The following is a 15,254-nucleotide window of genomic DNA, read 5'->3' on the forward strand; positions in this document are numbered from 1 at the left end:
CCAGTCATGCACGGACGCCGTGGTGCGCCGATGCACTGTTCTCGCCGGGAAGCCTTCCATCACGCAGAGTGCTCGTGCTATTACCCGAAAGAGCGGGAATGGATCATGCACGCGCGGGGCAGAGCGAGTTTTCGCAACGACCGGTGTTCGACAATGGCCTGGTGACCCACCCCGCCGCCCTGCGTCCCCGGCTCCCCTCCCCGCTCCGGGAGGTGGCCGACGACCGGTTCGCCCGGCACGGCGTACGGCTGCTGCTCAAGCGGGACGACCTGATCCACCCGGAGCTGATCGGCAACAAGTGGCGCAAGCTCGTGCCGAACCTGGAGGCGGCGGCCGGCCGGCCGATCGTCACGTTCGGCGGCGCCTACTCCAACCACCTGCGGGCCACGGCCGCCGCCGGCCGTCTGCTGGGCCTGACCACGGTCGGGGTGGTGCGCGGCGACGAGCTCGCGGACCGGCCGCTGAACCCGTCCCTGGCCCGCTGCGCGGCCGACGGCATGCGGCTGCGCTTCGTCGACCGGTCCACCTACCGCCGCAAGTCCGACCCCGCCACCCTCACCGCCGTCCTGCGCGCGGCCGGCGCCGAGGACGCGTACGTCGTCCCCGAGGGCGGCAGCAACGCGGCGGCCGTCCGTGGCTGCCGGGCACTCGGCGAGGAGCTGCGCGGCCACGCCGAAGTCGCCGCCGTCGCCTGCGGCACGGGCGGCACCCTCGCGGGCCTCGCCGCCGGCCTGGGCCCCGGCGAGCGGGCCCTGGGCATACCCGTGCTGAAGGGCGGCTTCCTCGCCGCCGGGATACGGTCCCTCCAGCAGACCGCGTTCGGCGGTCCTCGCGGCGACTGGTCGCTCGACGACCGTTTTCACTTCGGCGGCTACGCCCGCACCACCCCCGCCCTCGACGCCTTCGCGGAGGACTTCGAGCAGCGCCACGGCCTGCCGGTCGAACGTCTCTATGTCGCCAAGTTGCTGTACGGACTTGTCGCCCTGGTCGAGGAGGGGACCTTCACGCCCGGGAGTGCCGTGGCCGCCGTGATCACGGGAGCTCCGTTCGGCGGATGACGGGCGCCGTGCCGTCGGGTGGAGGGGCTGGGCGGCCGGCGCCGGTCGCGTGCCTCTGCCGGACGGCCTGGAGGACGTCGGTGCCCCGGAACGTCTGGGCGAACGCGCCCCTGCGCGGTGGGCCCCGCAGGGCCACCTGCGGAGGAGGCAGGAACCCGCGGAGTGGGCCGCCCCGGAGAAGAGCCCGCCGTCCGGGCGGGCGTCCCCTGAATCAGCCGGGACACGGTTCGACGCGCGGCGGAAACCGCCTTCCCGCCGCGCATCGCGGCCCGGCGGCCGGCGGCCGCACCGCTCACCCCGCCTCCCGATAGGCCGCCGCCTCCTCCAGGTCCAGCCTGCGCAGGAGGGTGCGGAGCATCTCGTCGTCGATGTGGCGGCCGTCCCGGAGGCGGACGAAGACCTCGCGTTCGGCGCTGATCATCTCGCGGGACAGGCGGCGGTAGGTGTCGTCGACGGTCTCCCCGGTGACCGGATTGACCTGGCCGAGGCGCTCCCAGACGGCGTTGCGGCGACGCTCCAGGACGGTGCGCAGACGGTCGGCGAGGGGCGGCGGCAGGGCGTTGCGCTCGTCGGCGAGGAGGGCGTCCAGGCGCTCCTCGGCCACCCGGGAGGCCTGCGCCTGCGCGTTGGCCTCGGCGAGCGTGGCGGCCTGCGGGTCGGGGTCGGGGAACTTCAGCAGACGGATCAGCGGGGGCAGGCTCACGCCCTGCACGACCAGGGTGCCGATGACCGTGGTGAAGGTCAGGAAGAGGACGAGGTTGCGGTGCGGGAAGGGCGCCTCGCCGTGGTCGACGGTGAGCGGGATGGAGAAGGCGATGGCGAGCGAGACCACGCCCCGCATGCCGGCCCAGGCGATGACGATCGGCCCCCGCCAGGTCGGGTTCTCCTCGCGCTCACGGATGCGTCTCGACAGCAGCCGGGGCAGGAAGGTCGCCGGGTACACCCACAGGAAGCGCACGGCGACGACCACGAGGAAGAGGGCGACGGCGTACCGGACGGCGTCCACACCCTCGTAGGCGCCGAGGCCCCTCACCACGACCGGCAGTTGCAGGCCGATCAGGGCGAAGACCGCCGACTCCAGGACGAAGGCGACCATCTTCCACACGGCCTCCTCCTGGAGGCGGGTGGCGAAGTCGACCTCCCACGCGCGGTGGCCGAGGTAGAGGGCGACGACGACCACGGCGATGACACCGGAGGCGTGGAACTGCTCGGCGGCCGCGTAGGCGACGAACGGGATCAGCAGGGAGAGCGTGTTCTGGAGCAGGGGCTCCTTGATGTGGGTGCGCAGCCAGTGCAGCGGGGCCATCAGGATCAGGCCGACCGCGGTGCCGCCGACCGCCGCCACCAGGAACTCCTCGATCCCGCCGGCCCAGGACGCGCCCTCTCCGACGACGACCGCGAGGGCCACCTTGAAGGCGGTGATCGCGGTGGCGTCGTTCAGGAGGGACTCGCCCTGGAGGATCGTGGTGATCTTCGACGGCAGGCCGACCCGGCGGGCCACCGCCGTCGCCGCGACCGCGTCCGGCGGCGCCACGACCGCGCCCAGCACCAGCGCCGCCGTCAGCGGCAGGCCGGGGACGAGCAGGTAGGCGGCCCAGCCGACGACGACCGTCGCGAAGAGCACGTACCCGACCGACAGCAGCGCCACGGGCCGCAGCTGGGCGCGCAGGTCGAGGTAGGAGCTGTCGGTGGCCGAGGTGTACAGCAGCGGGGGCAGCAGGAGCGGGAGGACGACGTCGGGGTCGAGGGTGTAGTCGGGGACCCCGGGGACGTACGACACGGCCAGGCCGGCGGCGACCAGGAGCAGCGGGGCGGGCACCGGGGTGCGCCGGGCCGCCGCGGCGATCCCCGCGCTGCCCGCGACCAGCAACAGCAGTGGCATCACGTCCATGTCCCGCCCACCCTCGTTTTTCCACGCGGACGTCCGCACGCCCGTCGTAATCTGGCAATCATGAAACAGTGCACGCACGCCGACGCGCTGCCGCACCCCGAACCGGCTCCCCTCGGCGAGACCTGTCCGGAGTGTCTGCGGGACGGCACCCACCCGGTGCAGCTGCGGCTGTGTCTGACGTGCGGCCACGTCGGCTGCTGCGACTCCTCGCCGGGCCGCCACGCCACAGAGCACCACAAGGACTCCGGCCATCCGGTCATGCGGACCTTCGAACCCGGCGAGAACTGGCGCTGGTGCTTCGTCGACCACGTCCTCGTATGAGCCGGCCCCAGGACGGCCGGCCCGTCCAGCGGGTACGGTTCGAGCATCTGACGCCTGGGTACGTCAACCCGGCGCGCCCTCTTCCCTTTTGGGTCCGCAGACCCCTAGACACGGAGCGTGTTCACAGCTTTACTGTGAGTGACGCCAGGGGGTTGGGGTCCCGGGGACAGGACACTTGAGAGCGCGATAGCGTCACCGCTGCACCACACACGCGTTACCCCGGGGGGCGACCCTCGGCCCCGAAAAGCTTGTACCACCTTGGAGGTGAGGGTGTCCCAGATCGCAGGCGAGCCCGCGACCCAGGACTTCGTGGAAGTCCGGCTGCCGGCTGCGGGTGCCTACCTGTCGGTGCTGCGGACGGCCACGGCCGGCCTCGCGGCCCGTTTGGACTTCACCCTGGACGAGATCGAGGACCTGCGCATCGCGGTGGACGAGGCCTGCGCGATCCTGCTCCAGCAGGCCGTGCCCGGCTCGGTGCTCAGCTGCGTCTTCCGCCTGGTCGACGACTCGCTGGAGGTCACCGTCTCGGCGCCCACCACGGACGGCCACGCGCCCTCGCGCGACACCTTCGCCTGGACCGTGCTGTCCGCCCTCGCGGGCAAGGTCTCCTCCGCCGTGGACGAGGACAAAACCGTTTCGATCAGCCTCTACAAACAGCGCGGCGCGGGACCCGGGCCGGCGTGAGGAACGGGGACGGGCCGGTGCGGGACGAAGAGCGCGGCACACGGGAACTGCCGGCCGAGAGCGCCGACACTCCCGCCACTCCGGGCGGTTCCCGACGCACGGCGGACGGCATCGACGGCATTCCCGAGCAGGCCCGGCCGCATCCGGAGGACGACTCGACCTCCGCGCGGGACGGCTTCCCGGACGGTGCCGTGCAGGACTCGCCTCGGGAGGGGCGGATCGGGGGAACCCCCGGCCGGGCGGAGGCGAGGGCTCGACAGAGGGCGACGGGCGGGACGATGAGCGAGCACGAGCGAGACGACGAACAGGGCGTGCCGGGCACGCGGCACGAGCCTCGGAACAACGCGCCTCGGAACAGTGAGCCGCAGGACCGCGCGCCCCAGGACCGCAGTGGGGCGCGGGCGATGTTCGTCCAGCTGCGCGCGCTGAGCGAGGGCAGCCCGGAGTACGCGGAGCTGCGCAACCAGCTGGTCCGGATGCACCTGCCGCTCGTCGAGCACCTCGCGCGCCGCTTCCGCAACCGCGGTGAGCCGCTGGACGACCTCACCCAGGTCGCCACCATCGGGCTGATCAAGTCGGTGGACCGTTTCGACCCCAACCGCGGGGTGGAGTTCTCCACGTACGCGACCCCGACGGTCGTCGGCGAGATCAAGCGGCACTTCCGCGACAAGGGCTGGGCGGTGCGGGTACCGCGCAGGCTCCAGGAGCTGCGGCTGTCACTGACGACGGCGACGGCCGAGCTGTCGCAGCTGCACGGCCGCTCCCCCACCGTCCACGAGCTCGCCGAGAAGCTGGCGATCTCGGAGGAGGAGGTCCTGGAGGGCCTGGAGTCCGCCAACGCGTACTCCACGCTGTCCCTGGACGTCCCCGACACCGACGACGAGTCCCCGGCCGTGGCGGACACGCTGGGCGCGGAGGACGAGGCGCTGGAGGGCGTCGAGTACCGGGAGTCGCTCAAGCCACTGCTGGAGGACCTCCCGCCCCGGGAGAAGCGGATCCTGCTGCTGCGGTTCTTCGGCAACATGACGCAGTCGCAGATCGCGCAGGAGGTCGGCATCTCGCAGATGCACGTCTCGCGCCTGCTGGCGCGGACACTGGCGCAGCTGCGGGAGAAGCTGCTCGTCGAGGAGTGACGGTCGCGTTCGGGCAGTGACCGCTTCCGGAGAAGCGGCCTCTACTTCCGCGCGCCGGTGTCGGCGTTGCCGGGCCCCCGGATCCCGAGGGCCCGGGTCGTCTCACCGTTGACGAGCAGGACGAGCGCGGCGACGGCGACGACCGCGAGCGCGATACCGGCCGGGATCGCCATGCTGTCGGCCTGCAGCAGGTTGTAGGCGACGGGCAGCGCCAGGATCTGCGTGATGACGGCCGGCCCGCGGCTCCAGCTGCGGCGGCCCAGCAGCCCGCGGGCGGCCAGCAGCGGCAGCAGCGCGAGCACCATCAGCGTCACCCCGCCGGTGACGGCCTGCTGCCGGTCGTCGGGGTCGCCGGTGATCCCCAGGACGAGGATCCACACCCCGCCGACGAGCAGCGCCAGCCCTTCCAGGGCGGTGAGCCCGGCGGCGTACGTCAGTCGGCGCGGGCGGGGGCCTGCGGTTTCCGGGGCGGCGGGGGTCTGCTCACTGCTCACCCCTGAAGGGTAGCCCTCGCACCGGGCGCGCCTTCTGGCGCCCGCAAGGGCGTGTGCGCCCGCCGGCGCAGGTCGTGTCGAGGCTCACGGCTCGATCTCTTACCTGATCCCTACTCGGCCTGTGCCCTGGTACCACCCAGTAGGTACGCTGCCCTGCATGCGTGCACTTCTTGTGGTCAATCCGGCAGCAACCACTACGAGTGCACGGACGCGTGACGTCCTCATCCACGCGCTCGCGAGCGAGATGAAGCTCGAGGCGGTCACCACCGAGTACCGCGGGCACGCGCGTGACCTGGGCCGACAGGCGGCGCAGAGCGAGGACATAGACATGGTCGTCGCCCTGGGCGGCGACGGCACGATCAACGAGGTGGTCAACGGCCTCCTGCACGCCGGGCCCGCCCCCGAGCGCCTCCCCGGTCTCGCCGTGGTCCCCGGCGGCTCCACCAACGTCTTCGCCCGCGCCCTGGGCCTGCCCAACGATCCCGTGGAGGCCACCGGCGCCCTCCTGGACGCGCTGCGCGAGGGCAGGGAGCGCACGGTCGGGCTGGGGCTGACCTCGGGTACGCCCGGAACCGAGGACGAGGCGGTGCCGTCCCGCTGGTTCACCTTCAACGCCGGGCTCGGTTTCGACGCGGGCGTGGTGGGCCGGGTCGAGCAGCACCGCGAACGCGGGAAGAAATCCACCCACGCTCTCTACATCCGCCAGGCGGTGCGCCAGCTCCTCGGTGAGCCGCAGCGCCGGCACGGCTCGATCACCCTGGAGCGTCCGGGCGCGGAACCGGTGACCGATTTGGTGCTGTCCATCGTCTGCAACACGGCTCCGTGGACCTATCTGGGCAATCGCCCGGTGTACGCGTCGCCTAAGGCCTCGTTCGATAGCGGGCTCGACGTATTCGGTCTCAGCCGTCTGTCCACCGCCGCGGTTGTCCGGTATGGAACCCAGTTGCTCACTTCGTCCCCCGAGCGGGGCCCCCACGGCAGGCACGCCGTCTCACTGCACGACCTGGACCAGTTCACCTTGCATTCGAAGGTCCCGCTACCCCTCCAGATGGACGGTGACCACCTGGGGCTGCGTACCAGCGTGACGTTCACAGGCGTACGCCATGCACTGCGTGTGATTGTGTGAGCAGAAGGGGCGAAAGTCCTTTCACTCGAACGTTTAGGCCAGGATCCACCCCATGGAAGTACGGCTGTGACCTAGTCGACACCGAGGAATCAAAAAAAACTTTCCGGAAGGGGTTGTATCCGCCGCTGAGGTTTGCGAGTCTCTACGTGGCGATCGGGACGGCCCGCAACACCGGCCTCCACTGATCACCAGAACCCCTCTTCAATCCACAGGACCCACGCCGGGGAACTGGCGCTCGGCCCTTCACTTGTTGAGGGATTCGTGAAAGCGTTCACATTCACAAGCAACCTGCAGTAATACCAAGGAGAGGTAGCAGCCATGGACTGGCGTCACAACGCCGTTTGCCGCGAGGAAGACCCCGAGCTCTTCTTCCCCATCGGCAACACCGGTCCTGCGCTGCTGCAGATCGAGGAAGCCAAGGCCGTCTGCCGTCGCTGCCCCGTTATGGATCAGTGCCTGCAGTGGGCGCTCGAGTCCGGCCAGGACTCCGGCGTCTGGGGTGGTCTCAGCGAGGACGAGCGCCGCGCCATGAAGCGCCGCGCCGCCCGCAACCGGGCCCGTCAGGCCTCCGCCTGACAACACCCGCCCCGCACACAGCCTGAGCTTGGCGGCGCGTACAGCGAGTACGCATCTCCCGCCCCCGAGCCGCAGCGCGCAGTACCCCCGATGCGCAGCAATTGCTGGCAACGAGCATGCCGGAGCCCCGGACCCCTGAACGGTCCGGGGCTTCTTGCTGTCCCCGACAACTCGTGCGCCGCCCCCGAGGCCCGCGCCGCCGCGACAGCAGGCCCACCGCTCTCCCCCCACCACCGCAGACGACAGACCTACTTCTGCGCCCGCACCGGGATGTCCAGGATCACCTGTGTGCCCCGCTCCGGCGCCGGGACCATGTCGAAGGTGCCCCCCAACTCCCCCTCCACCAACGTCCGTACGATCTGCAGGCCGAGGTTGCCCGAGGTGTGCGGGTCGAAGCCGGCGGGCAGGCCGACGCCGTCGTCCTGGACGGTGACCAGCAGGCGGGCCTCCTTGGTGGTGCCGCCGCGGACGGCGGAGACCTCGACCGTGCCGGTCTCGCCCTCGCGGAAGCCGTGTTCCAGGGCGTTCTGGAGGATCTCGGTGAGCACCATGGACAGCGGGGTGGCGACCTCCGCGTCCAGGATGCCGAAGCGTCCGGTGCGCCGGCCGGTGACCTTGCCCGGGGAGATCTCCGCGACCATCGCGAGGACCCGGTCGGCGATCTCGTCGAACTCCACCCGCTCGTCCAGGTTCTGGGACAGCGTCTCATGGACGATGGCGATGGAGCCGACGCGGCGGACCGCCTCCTCCAGGGCCTCCCGTCCCCGCTCGGACTCGATGCGGCGGGCCTGGAGGCGGAGCAGGGCGGCGACCGTCTGAAGGTTGTTCTTCACCCGGTGGTGGATCTCCCGGATGGTCGCGTCCTTGGTGATCAATTCGCGCTCGCGGCGCCGTAGTTCGGTGACGTCCCGGAGCAGGACGAGCGAACCGATGCGGGTGCCCTTGGGTTTGAGCGGGATCGCGCGGAACTGGATGACCCCGTCGTTGGCCTCGATCTCGAACTCGCGGGGCGCCCAGCCGCTGGCCACCTTGGCGAGCGCCTCGTCGACCGGGCCCCGGGTCGGGGCGAGTTCGGCGGTGGTCTGCCCGAGGTGGTGGCCGACCAGGTCGGAGGCGAGGCCCATGCGGTGGTAGGCGGAGAGCGCGTTCGGGGAGGCGTACTGGACGATGCCGTCCGCGTCGAGGCGGATCAGTCCGTCGCCGACGCGGGGGGCCGCGTCCATGTCCATCTGCTGGTCGGGGAACGGGAAGGAACCGGCCGCGATCATCTGCGCGAGGTCGGAGGCGCTCTGGAGATAGGTCAGCTCCAGGCGGCTCGGGGTGCGCACGGTGAGCAGGTTGGTGTTGCGGGCGATCACACCGAGGACGCGGCCCTCGCGGCGTACGGGGATCGACTCGACCCGGACGGGAACCTCTTCGCGCCACTCCGGGTCGCCCTCGCGCACGATCCGACCCTCGTCCAGGGCGGCGTCCAGCAGGGGGCGGCGGCCGCGGGGGACGAGGTGGCCGACCATGTCGTCCTGGTAGGAGGTGGGGCCGGTGTTGGGGCGCATCTGGGCGACGGAGACGTAGCGGGTGCCGTCACGGGTGGGGACCCACAGGACCAGGTCGGCGAAGGAGAGGTCGGAGAGCAGCTGCCACTCCGAGACCAGCAGGTGGAGCCACTCGAGGTCGGAGTCACCGAGCGCGGTGTGCTGGCGTACGAGTTCGTTCATGGAGGGCACGTCTGCGAGCGTACCCGGGGGTTCGGACCTGCTCGAAAAACACCCGCGGGCCGCGGCGCCTGGGAGGGACCCTCAACCCTCCCGGCACCGCAGCCCGGAGCAATATCGGCCGCGGGGTGTGCGGTCCCGGTCGGCCGAAGGTGAGGAGCCGGGGCAGTCAGGGCAGAGAGCTCCGGATCCTCGGTCCGCCTTCCTGTGCGGGGAAGACGGAAGTGTGGCGGTGCTCCTTCGCACGGCTTGCTTGACGATTGTGGACTAGACCACTTCGCCGTGTCCATGCGTCGGAGGTTGTTCGTTGCTGTCCGTTCGCGATCCGGTCACCCGTCGCGGGGAGACTGGTCGGACGTCCTCGTATCCACAACGCAGCCTAGCCTGTGTGGGTTCCTGTGCGGGGCCCGTTGGTGGGGCAATTTGTGCGGCGGGGCGATTTCCCGGGGGGCGGGGCCGGGCCGCGAGGACCCCCTTCTGTTAGATTGGTCTAAACCACATCGCCCCGACTCTCCCTCCCCCTCCCTCCCAGAACGGCAGGCCAGCGTGGAAGTTGTCATCGTTGCGGACGCCAGGTCGGGCGGCGAGCTCATCGCCGAGGCCATGGCGCGGCTCCTGGGGCGCAAGCCCGACGCCCTGCTCGGCGTGGCCACCGGTTCCACCCCGCTGCCCGTCTACCAGGCGCTGGCGGCCAAGGTGCGCTCCGGTGCCGTGGACACCTCACGGGCGCGGATCGCCCAGCTCGACGAGTACGTGGGGCTGCCCGCCGAGCATCCGGAGTCCTACCGTTCGGTGCTGCGGCGCGAGGTGCTGGAGCCGCTCGGGATCGGGATGGACGCGTTCCTCGGCCCGGACGGCACCGCCGGGGACGTGCAGGCGGCGTGCGAGGCCTACGACCGGGCGCTGGCCGAGGCCGGCGGGGTCGATCTGCAACTGCTCGGGATCGGGACCGACGGGCACATCGGATTCAACGAGCCGTGCTCCTCGCTGGCCTCGCGGACCCGGATCAAGACGCTGACGCAGCAGACCCGGATCGACAACGCGCGCTTCTTCGACGGCGACATCGACCAGGTCCCGCACCACGTCATCACGCAGGGCATCGGCACCATCCTGGAGGCGCGGCACCTGGTGCTGCTCGCCACGGGCGAGGGCAAGGCGGACGCGGTCGCGGCGACCGTGGAGGGCCCGGTCGCGGCGGTGTGCCCCGCCTCCGCGCTCCAGTTGCACCCGCATGCGACGGTCGTCGTCGACGAGGCCGCCGCGTCCAAGCTGAAGCTCGCGGACTACTTCCGCCACACGTACGCCAACAAGCCGCGGTGGCAGGGGATCTGAGGCCCCGGGCGGCATCCGTACCGGCACGCGAAGGCGCCGGGTTCCTGGTGGGAACCCGGCGCCTTCGGCGTCGTACGGACTACCGCGTGCCCGCGATGATCTCCGCCGCCGCTCGGCCGCAGACGCGGGCCGCACCGTGGGTGGCGAGGTGGAGCGCGCCGCGCGGGGCGGCCTGGGGGACGCCCATCTCGACGACGAGCGTGTCGGGGCGGGCGGCGAGGAGGGTGTCGAGGGCCGTCGCCATCCAGGGGTGACGGTGCTCGTCGCGGACCACGGCCACGATGCGCCGCTTCCCCGCCGCCGCCAGCGCCGCCGTGCCGGCGTCCGCACCGGCGAAGCTGCCCGTCGCGGTGCCGGGCAGCAGCCGGGCGAGTTCGGCGGCCACGCCCCACGGGGTCTCGTCGCCGACGGCGATGCTGGCGACCGGGGTGAGGGCGGCGACGAACGGGGCGTCGGTGAGCGGGGTGAAGCGGTCCTGGCCGGTGAGGCGGAGGGCCCGGCGGGCGGCGAGGAGGCCGACGTCGGCGCGTGCCGCGCGCCCCTCGGCGGACGGTGCGGCCGAGGCCGACCAGCGGGCGAGCGACCGTACCCGCTGCGCCGCGTCCGCCAGGCGTTCCTCGGGCAGTTCGCCCGTGCGGACGGCCGCGACGAGGGCGTCGCGCAGACGGCGTACCGTCTCGTCGTCCGCGAGGCCGCCGCCGACGCAGATCGCGTCCGCGCCGGCCGCGATCGCGAGGACGCTTCCCCGCTCCATGCCGTACGCCGCGGCGACGGCCCGCATCTCCATGCCGTCGGTGACGATCAGCCCGTCGTAGCCGAGGTCGCCGCGCAGGAGGTCCGTCAGGATGCGACGGGACAGCGTTGCCGGGCGGTCGGGGTCCAGGGCGGAGACGAGGATGTGCGCGCTCATCACCGCGCGGGTGCCGGCGGCGATCGCGGCGCGGAAGGGGGTCAGTTCCCGCTCGGCGAGGACCGCGGGGTCGGCGTCGATGCGGGGCAGGGCGAGGTGGGAGTCGACGGCCGTGTCGCCGTGCCCGGGGAAGTGCTTGGTGCAGGCGGCGACGCCCGCCGACTGCAGGCCGGCGACGTAGGCGGCGGTGTGGCGGGCCACCAGGCCGGGGTCGGCGCCGAAGGAGCGGACCCCGATGATCGGGTTGGCGGGGTTGGAGTTCACGTCCGCCGACGGGGCCCAGTTGAAGTTCACCCCGCAGGCGGCCAGGCGGCGGCCCAGCTCCGCGGCGACGTCCCGGGTCAGCTCGGTGTCGTCCACCGCGCCGAGCGCGTGGTTGCCGGGGAAGGACGAGCCCGTCCTGACCTCCAGGCGGGTCACGTCCCCGCCCTCCTCGTCGATGGCGACGAGCACGTCGTCACGTTCGGCGCGCAACTGGGCGGTCAGGGAGGCGAGTTGCTCGGGGGAGGCGATGTTGCGGCCGAACAGGCCGACCGAGGCGAGGCCCTCGCCGAGGCGGCGCAGCAGCCAGTCGGGGGCGGTGGTGCCGGGGAAGCCGGGCTGGAGGACCGTCAGGGCGTCGCGCGTCAGAGTGTCGGTGGCGCTGGCGAGTGTCGTCATCGGGGGCGTTATCCCTTCACGGCGCCCGCGGTCAGACCCGCGGCCATCTTGCGCTGGACGAGGAGGAAGAGGACGACGATCGGTACGGCCATCATGGTGGCGCCGGCCATCATGGGCGCGTACTCGGTGCCGTGCTTGGTGGTGAAGTTGCCGAGCCAGACGGTCGCCGTCTGGTTCTTCTGGCTGAGCAGCATCAGGGCGTAGAGGTACTCGTTCCAGGCCTGGATGAAGCCGTAGACCGAGGTGGCGACCATGCCGGGGGCGAGGAGCGGGAAGACGACGCGCAGGAAGGCGCCGGTGCGGGAGCAGCCGTCGACCATCGCGGCCTCCTCCAGCTCCTTCGGGATGTTGACGATGAAGCCGCGCAGGGTCCACACCGTGAAGGGGAGGATGAAGGTCAGGTAGGTGATGATCAGGCCGGTCAGCCGGTCGTACTGGCCCAGGTCGTTCAGCAGCAGGAAGACCGGGATGATCATCGCGACCAGCGGGACCATCTGGACGGCCAGGATGCCGACGATCACGATCTTGCGGCCGCGGAAGGCGAACCGGGAGATGGCGAGGGCGGCCAGCATGCCGACGACGACGCCGATCGCCACGACCGCCAGGGAGACGACCAGGCTGCGGCCGACCGGGCCCCAGAAGTCGGCGATGTCGAGCGCCCGGCCGAAGTTGGCGAGGGTGAGGCCGGTGGGCAGCAGGCTGGGGTCCGGGTCGATGGCGTCCTTCGCCGGCTTGAAGGCCGTGTTGAGCATCCAGTAGACGGGGAAGCCGGCGGTGACGAAGACGAGGAGGCCGAGGAGGTTCCAGCCGAGCCCGGACCTTCGGCGCGGCGCCCGGGTGGGTGCGCTCGTGCTGGTCATTCGACGTCTCCGATCTTCAGCATCTGGCGCATGTAGACGGCGACCACGCCGAGCAGGAGCAGCACGGTGATCAGGGCGATCGCCGAGCCCTGCGCGTAGTCGTTGACGACGAAGGCGCGGTCGTAGGAGTACGTCGTCAGGAGCTGGAACTCGGCCTCGGGGTGGCCGTTGCGCATCACGAAGACCTGCGGGAAGACGCCCATGTCCCAGATGACCGACAGGGTCGTGAGCATCACGATGACCGGCTTGAGGATGGGCAGGGTGACGTACCGGAAGACGCCCCAGGCGCCGGCGCCGTCGAGGCGGGCGGCCTCCTCCAGTTCCGCGGGGACCTGGGTGAGGCCGGCGCCGAGCGTGATGACCACGAAGGGCACGGCTCCCCAGACCACCAGGAGCATGATCACGGCGAGGCCCTGCGGTCCGCTCGCGAACCAGTTGTGGCCGATCAGCTCGACGCCGGGCAGCTTGCTCAGGACCGCGTTGAGGATGCCGTAGTCGGCGTCGAACAGCCATTTGAAGACGGTGGTGGCGACGATGACGGGCATCCCCCAGCTGGCCACCAGGGCGATGTTGACCAGCGTTTTCACCCAGCCGGAGACCCGCTGGAGCAGCAGCGCGATGAGCATGCCGATGACCATCGTGAAGATCACGCAGCCGGCCGCGAAGACGATGGTGCGCAGGACGACCGCCCAGAACTCGCCGTCGCCCAGCACCTTGGCGAAGTTGTCGAACCCGACCGACTCGGCCGGCTGGAAGCCCCACAGCTGGGACTGCCCGAACTTCTGGAAGGACAGGGTGACCAGGCGGACCAGCGGATAGCCCATCACCAGCAGGAGGACCAGCAGGCAGGGCGCGAGCAGCAGCCAGGGGGTGCCTGCGGTACCGGAGGGACCGGAGGTCCGCTTCCCGTGGGGCGGCCGCGGTGCGGACGGTGGGGGTGCCGACCGCGGCGGCGGCACCTTGGCAGGGGTGGTCGTGTCTGCGGCACTCATCGCGCGCTCCTCAGCGGTCCCTCAGGTCGTACGAAGGCGGCGCCCCGTAGGGCGGACGAAGGCAGCGACCCGTAGGTCGTACGGACGGCGGGGCTCCGCCGCAGCGGAGCCCCGTCTCACGTCACTTGGTGTTGATGACCTTGTCGATGGCGGCGTCCGCTTCCTTCGCGGCTTCCTCGACCGTCTTCTTGCCGGTGCCGATGTTCTGGAGCATGGTCTGGAGGATCTGGGCCTTCTCGACCTGGCCCCAGCCGGGGGCCATCGGGACGAACCAGTTGGACTCGGCCGCGGTGGCCGGTACGGCCGTCTTGGGGTCGCTCTTCAGGGTCGCGAGGTCGGTCTTGTTGTTGGGCAGGTTGCCCTTGGCCATCAGGCCCTTCTGACCGGAGGGGCCGGTGAACGCGTTGATCCACTCGGCGGCGAGGTCCTGAGCGTCCGACTTCACCGGCACGGCGAGGTCGGAACCGCCCAGGAAGACGGGGAGGTTCCTGCCGGACGGTCCGGGCATCACGAAGTTCTCGAGGTTGCCCTTGAGCTTGCCGGTCTTGTCGTTCTCGGGGGCCTCGGCGGTCGCGCCCTCCCAGGCGGCGCCGAAGATCATGCCGGACTTGCCCTGGCCGTAGACGATGTAGCGGTCGGACTCGTCCTTGGTCTTGTCGCCGTGCATGTACCGGTCGACGACGTCCTTGTACGCGGTGAGGCCCTTGACGGACTCGGGCGAGGAGAGGTTTCCCTTCCACTCGCCGCCCGACTCGACCGCGATGGAGCCACCGGCGTCGTAGACGAAGGACATCGCCGCGTACCAGTCGCGGGTGGGCTGGTACCAGGCGCTGAACTTGTCGCCCTCCTTCTTCTGGACCTTGTCGAGGGCGGCGGTCAGCTCGGCGTAGGTCTTGGGGGCGCTCTTCACGCCGGCGGAGGCGAAGAGGTCCTTGCGCCAGTTGCCGACGCGGCCTCCGGCGTAGTAGGGGACGCCGTAGGTCTTGTCCTCGTAGGTCACCGAGGCCTTCAGGCCGTCCAGCCAGGCGGAGGAGTTGTCGAACGCCGCGGCGTCGAGGGGGGCGAAGGCGCCCTTGACCATGTAACCGAGCATCTCGGTGTTGCCCATCTCGACCACGTCGGGGGCCTTGTCGGTGGCGAGGACCGCGTCGAGCTTGGCGTTCTTGTCCGGCCAGCCGTAGTACTCGTGGGTGATCTCGAGGCCGGGGTGCTTCTTCTGCACCGCGGCGTCGGCGGCCTTGACCAGGTCGGGCCAGTTGTTCTGCGCGTCGACCGTGAGCCAGACCGTCAGCTCCTTGGCGTCGGCGCCCTTGTCCGAGCCCCCGCCGTCGCCGTTGTCCCCGCACGCCGCGATGGAGACGATCATGCCCGCGATACCGATCGCGGCTGTCAGCTTGCGCTTCACGCCATCCTCCTCAGGGATGCCACAAACCCCCCTGCCTCCCCGCCGCGGTTGAGCGTCAACGCGTACCGTCCGTGGGGCCGGGACCTGGACCAGTGGTGTA

At 71.1% G+C, this 15,254-nt stretch carries 14 protein-coding genes; 7 read left to right on the forward strand and 7 right to left on the reverse strand.

The window, feature by feature from the left end:
• Window positions 1-161 precede the first annotated feature (161 nt).
• The gene (locus ACF1A1_RS13980) at window positions 162-1,058 is read left to right on the forward strand and encodes a 1-aminocyclopropane-1-carboxylate deaminase/D-cysteine desulfhydrase (RefSeq protein WP_391999735.1); all 897 of its coding nucleotides are present in this window, start codon (window positions 162-164) and stop codon (window positions 1,056-1,058) included.
• A 292-nt stretch (window positions 1,059-1,350) separates the two neighbouring features.
• On the opposite strand, the gene ACF1A1_RS13985 is transcribed toward ACF1A1_RS13980, so the two are convergent.
• Window positions 1,351-2,949, reverse strand: a complete 1,599-nt coding sequence (locus ACF1A1_RS13985) for a Na+/H+ antiporter (RefSeq protein ID WP_391999736.1) — start codon at window positions 2,947-2,949, stop codon at window positions 1,351-1,353.
• Between the two features lie 60 nt (window positions 2,950-3,009).
• On the opposite strand from ACF1A1_RS13985, the gene ACF1A1_RS13990 reads away from it, so the two are divergent.
• The 3 genes from ACF1A1_RS13990 (at window position 3,010) to ACF1A1_RS14000 (ending at window position 5,087) form a co-directional block, all read left to right on the forward strand.
• Complete coding sequence (locus tag ACF1A1_RS13990; RefSeq protein WP_391999737.1) at window positions 3,010-3,270, forward strand: UBP-type zinc finger domain-containing protein; 261 nt, start codon at window positions 3,010-3,012, stop codon at window positions 3,268-3,270.
• 270 nt (window positions 3,271-3,540) lie between these two features.
• On the forward strand, window positions 3,541-3,954 hold the full coding sequence (locus tag ACF1A1_RS13995; protein WP_004925829.1) for an anti-sigma regulatory factor: 414 nt from the start codon (window positions 3,541-3,543) through the stop codon (window positions 3,952-3,954).
• Window positions 3,955-3,971: 17 nt separating this feature from the next.
• Window positions 3,972-5,087, forward strand: coding sequence for an RNA polymerase sigma factor SigF (locus ACF1A1_RS14000; RefSeq protein WP_391999739.1), 1,116 nt, complete (start codon window positions 3,972-3,974; stop codon window positions 5,085-5,087).
• A 41-nt stretch (window positions 5,088-5,128) separates the two neighbouring features.
• On the opposite strand, the gene ACF1A1_RS14005 is transcribed toward ACF1A1_RS14000, so the two are convergent.
• Entirely contained in the window at window positions 5,129-5,581 is a 453-nt protein-coding gene (locus ACF1A1_RS14005) for a hypothetical protein (RefSeq protein WP_391999741.1), read from the reverse strand.
• Window positions 5,582-5,738: 157 nt separating this feature from the next.
• Between ACF1A1_RS14005 and ACF1A1_RS14010 the strand changes: the two genes are divergently transcribed.
• A complete protein-coding gene (locus ACF1A1_RS14010; protein WP_391999743.1) occupies window positions 5,739-6,707 on the forward strand; it encodes a diacylglycerol/lipid kinase family protein in 969 nt (322 codons plus the stop codon).
• Between the two features lie 318 nt (window positions 6,708-7,025).
• Window positions 7,026-7,283: a WhiB family transcriptional regulator gene (locus ACF1A1_RS14015; protein WP_006142322.1), complete on the forward strand. Its 258-nt coding sequence runs from the start codon at window positions 7,026-7,028 to the stop codon at window positions 7,281-7,283.
• A gap of 248 nt (window positions 7,284-7,531) precedes the next feature.
• Here ACF1A1_RS14015 and ACF1A1_RS14020 read toward each other — a convergent pair whose 3' ends face one another.
• Window positions 7,532-8,998, reverse strand: coding sequence for a sensor histidine kinase (locus tag ACF1A1_RS14020; protein ID WP_392000186.1), 1,467 nt, complete (start codon window positions 8,996-8,998; stop codon window positions 7,532-7,534).
• Window positions 8,999-9,541: 543 nt separating this feature from the next.
• Here ACF1A1_RS14020 and nagB point away from each other — a divergent pair.
• Window positions 9,542-10,327 (forward strand): glucosamine-6-phosphate deaminase, encoded by a 786-nt coding sequence (gene nagB / locus ACF1A1_RS14025; protein WP_391999745.1) that lies wholly within the window; start codon window positions 9,542-9,544, stop codon window positions 10,325-10,327.
• Window positions 10,328-10,406: 79 nt separating this feature from the next.
• Here nagB and ACF1A1_RS14030 read toward each other — a convergent pair whose 3' ends face one another.
• From ACF1A1_RS14030 to ACF1A1_RS14045, 4 genes are all read right to left on the reverse strand, one after another.
• The gene (locus ACF1A1_RS14030; protein WP_391999747.1) at window positions 10,407-11,897 is read right to left on the reverse strand and encodes a glycoside hydrolase family 3 protein; all 1,491 of its coding nucleotides are present in this window, start codon (window positions 11,895-11,897) and stop codon (window positions 10,407-10,409) included.
• 8 nt (window positions 11,898-11,905) lie between these two features.
• Window positions 11,906-12,757: a carbohydrate ABC transporter permease gene (locus tag ACF1A1_RS14035; RefSeq protein ID WP_391999749.1), complete on the reverse strand. Its 852-nt coding sequence runs from the start codon at window positions 12,755-12,757 to the stop codon at window positions 11,906-11,908.
• Window positions 12,754-13,749, reverse strand: coding sequence for a carbohydrate ABC transporter permease (locus ACF1A1_RS14040; protein ID WP_391999750.1), 996 nt, complete (start codon window positions 13,747-13,749; stop codon window positions 12,754-12,756). The genes ACF1A1_RS14035 and ACF1A1_RS14040 overlap by 4 nt, the downstream gene beginning before the upstream one ends.
• Window positions 13,750-13,870: 121 nt before the next feature.
• The gene (locus ACF1A1_RS14045; RefSeq protein ID WP_391999752.1) at window positions 13,871-15,154 is read right to left on the reverse strand and encodes an extracellular solute-binding protein; all 1,284 of its coding nucleotides are present in this window, start codon (window positions 15,152-15,154) and stop codon (window positions 13,871-13,873) included.
• Window positions 15,155-15,254: the final 100 nt, after the last annotated feature.

The sequence above is a fragment of the Streptomyces sp. NPDC014995 genome, from assembly GCF_043080745.1.
Classification (GTDB): Bacteria; Actinomycetota; Actinomycetes; order Streptomycetales; family Streptomycetaceae; genus Streptomyces.

Excerpts from the sequence above, each read along its gene's own strand:
- ACF1A1_RS13985 (WP_391999736.1), bottom strand. The coding sequence starts at position 2,949 with ATGGACGTGATGCCACTGCTGTTGCTGGTCGCGGGCAGCGCGGGGATC.
- ACF1A1_RS13990 (WP_391999737.1), top strand. The coding sequence starts at position 3,010 with ATGAAACAGTGCACGCACGCCGACGCGCTGCCGCACCCCGAACCGGCT.
- ACF1A1_RS14010 (WP_391999743.1), top strand. The coding sequence starts at position 5,739 with ATGCGTGCACTTCTTGTGGTCAATCCGGCAGCAACCACTACGAGTGCA.
- ACF1A1_RS14015 (WP_006142322.1), top strand. The coding sequence starts at position 7,026 with ATGGACTGGCGTCACAACGCCGTTTGCCGCGAGGAAGACCCCGAGCTC.
- ACF1A1_RS14020 (WP_392000186.1), bottom strand. The coding sequence starts at position 8,998 with ATGAACGAACTCGTACGCCAGCACACCGCGCTCGGTGACTCCGACCTC.
- ACF1A1_RS14030 (WP_391999747.1), bottom strand. The coding sequence starts at position 11,897 with ATGACGACACTCGCCAGCGCCACCGACACTCTGACGCGCGACGCCCTG.
- ACF1A1_RS14035 (WP_391999749.1), bottom strand. The coding sequence starts at position 12,757 with ATGACCAGCACGAGCGCACCCACCCGGGCGCCGCGCCGAAGGTCCGGG.
- ACF1A1_RS14040 (WP_391999750.1), bottom strand. The coding sequence starts at position 13,749 with ATGAGTGCCGCAGACACGACCACCCCTGCCAAGGTGCCGCCGCCGCGG.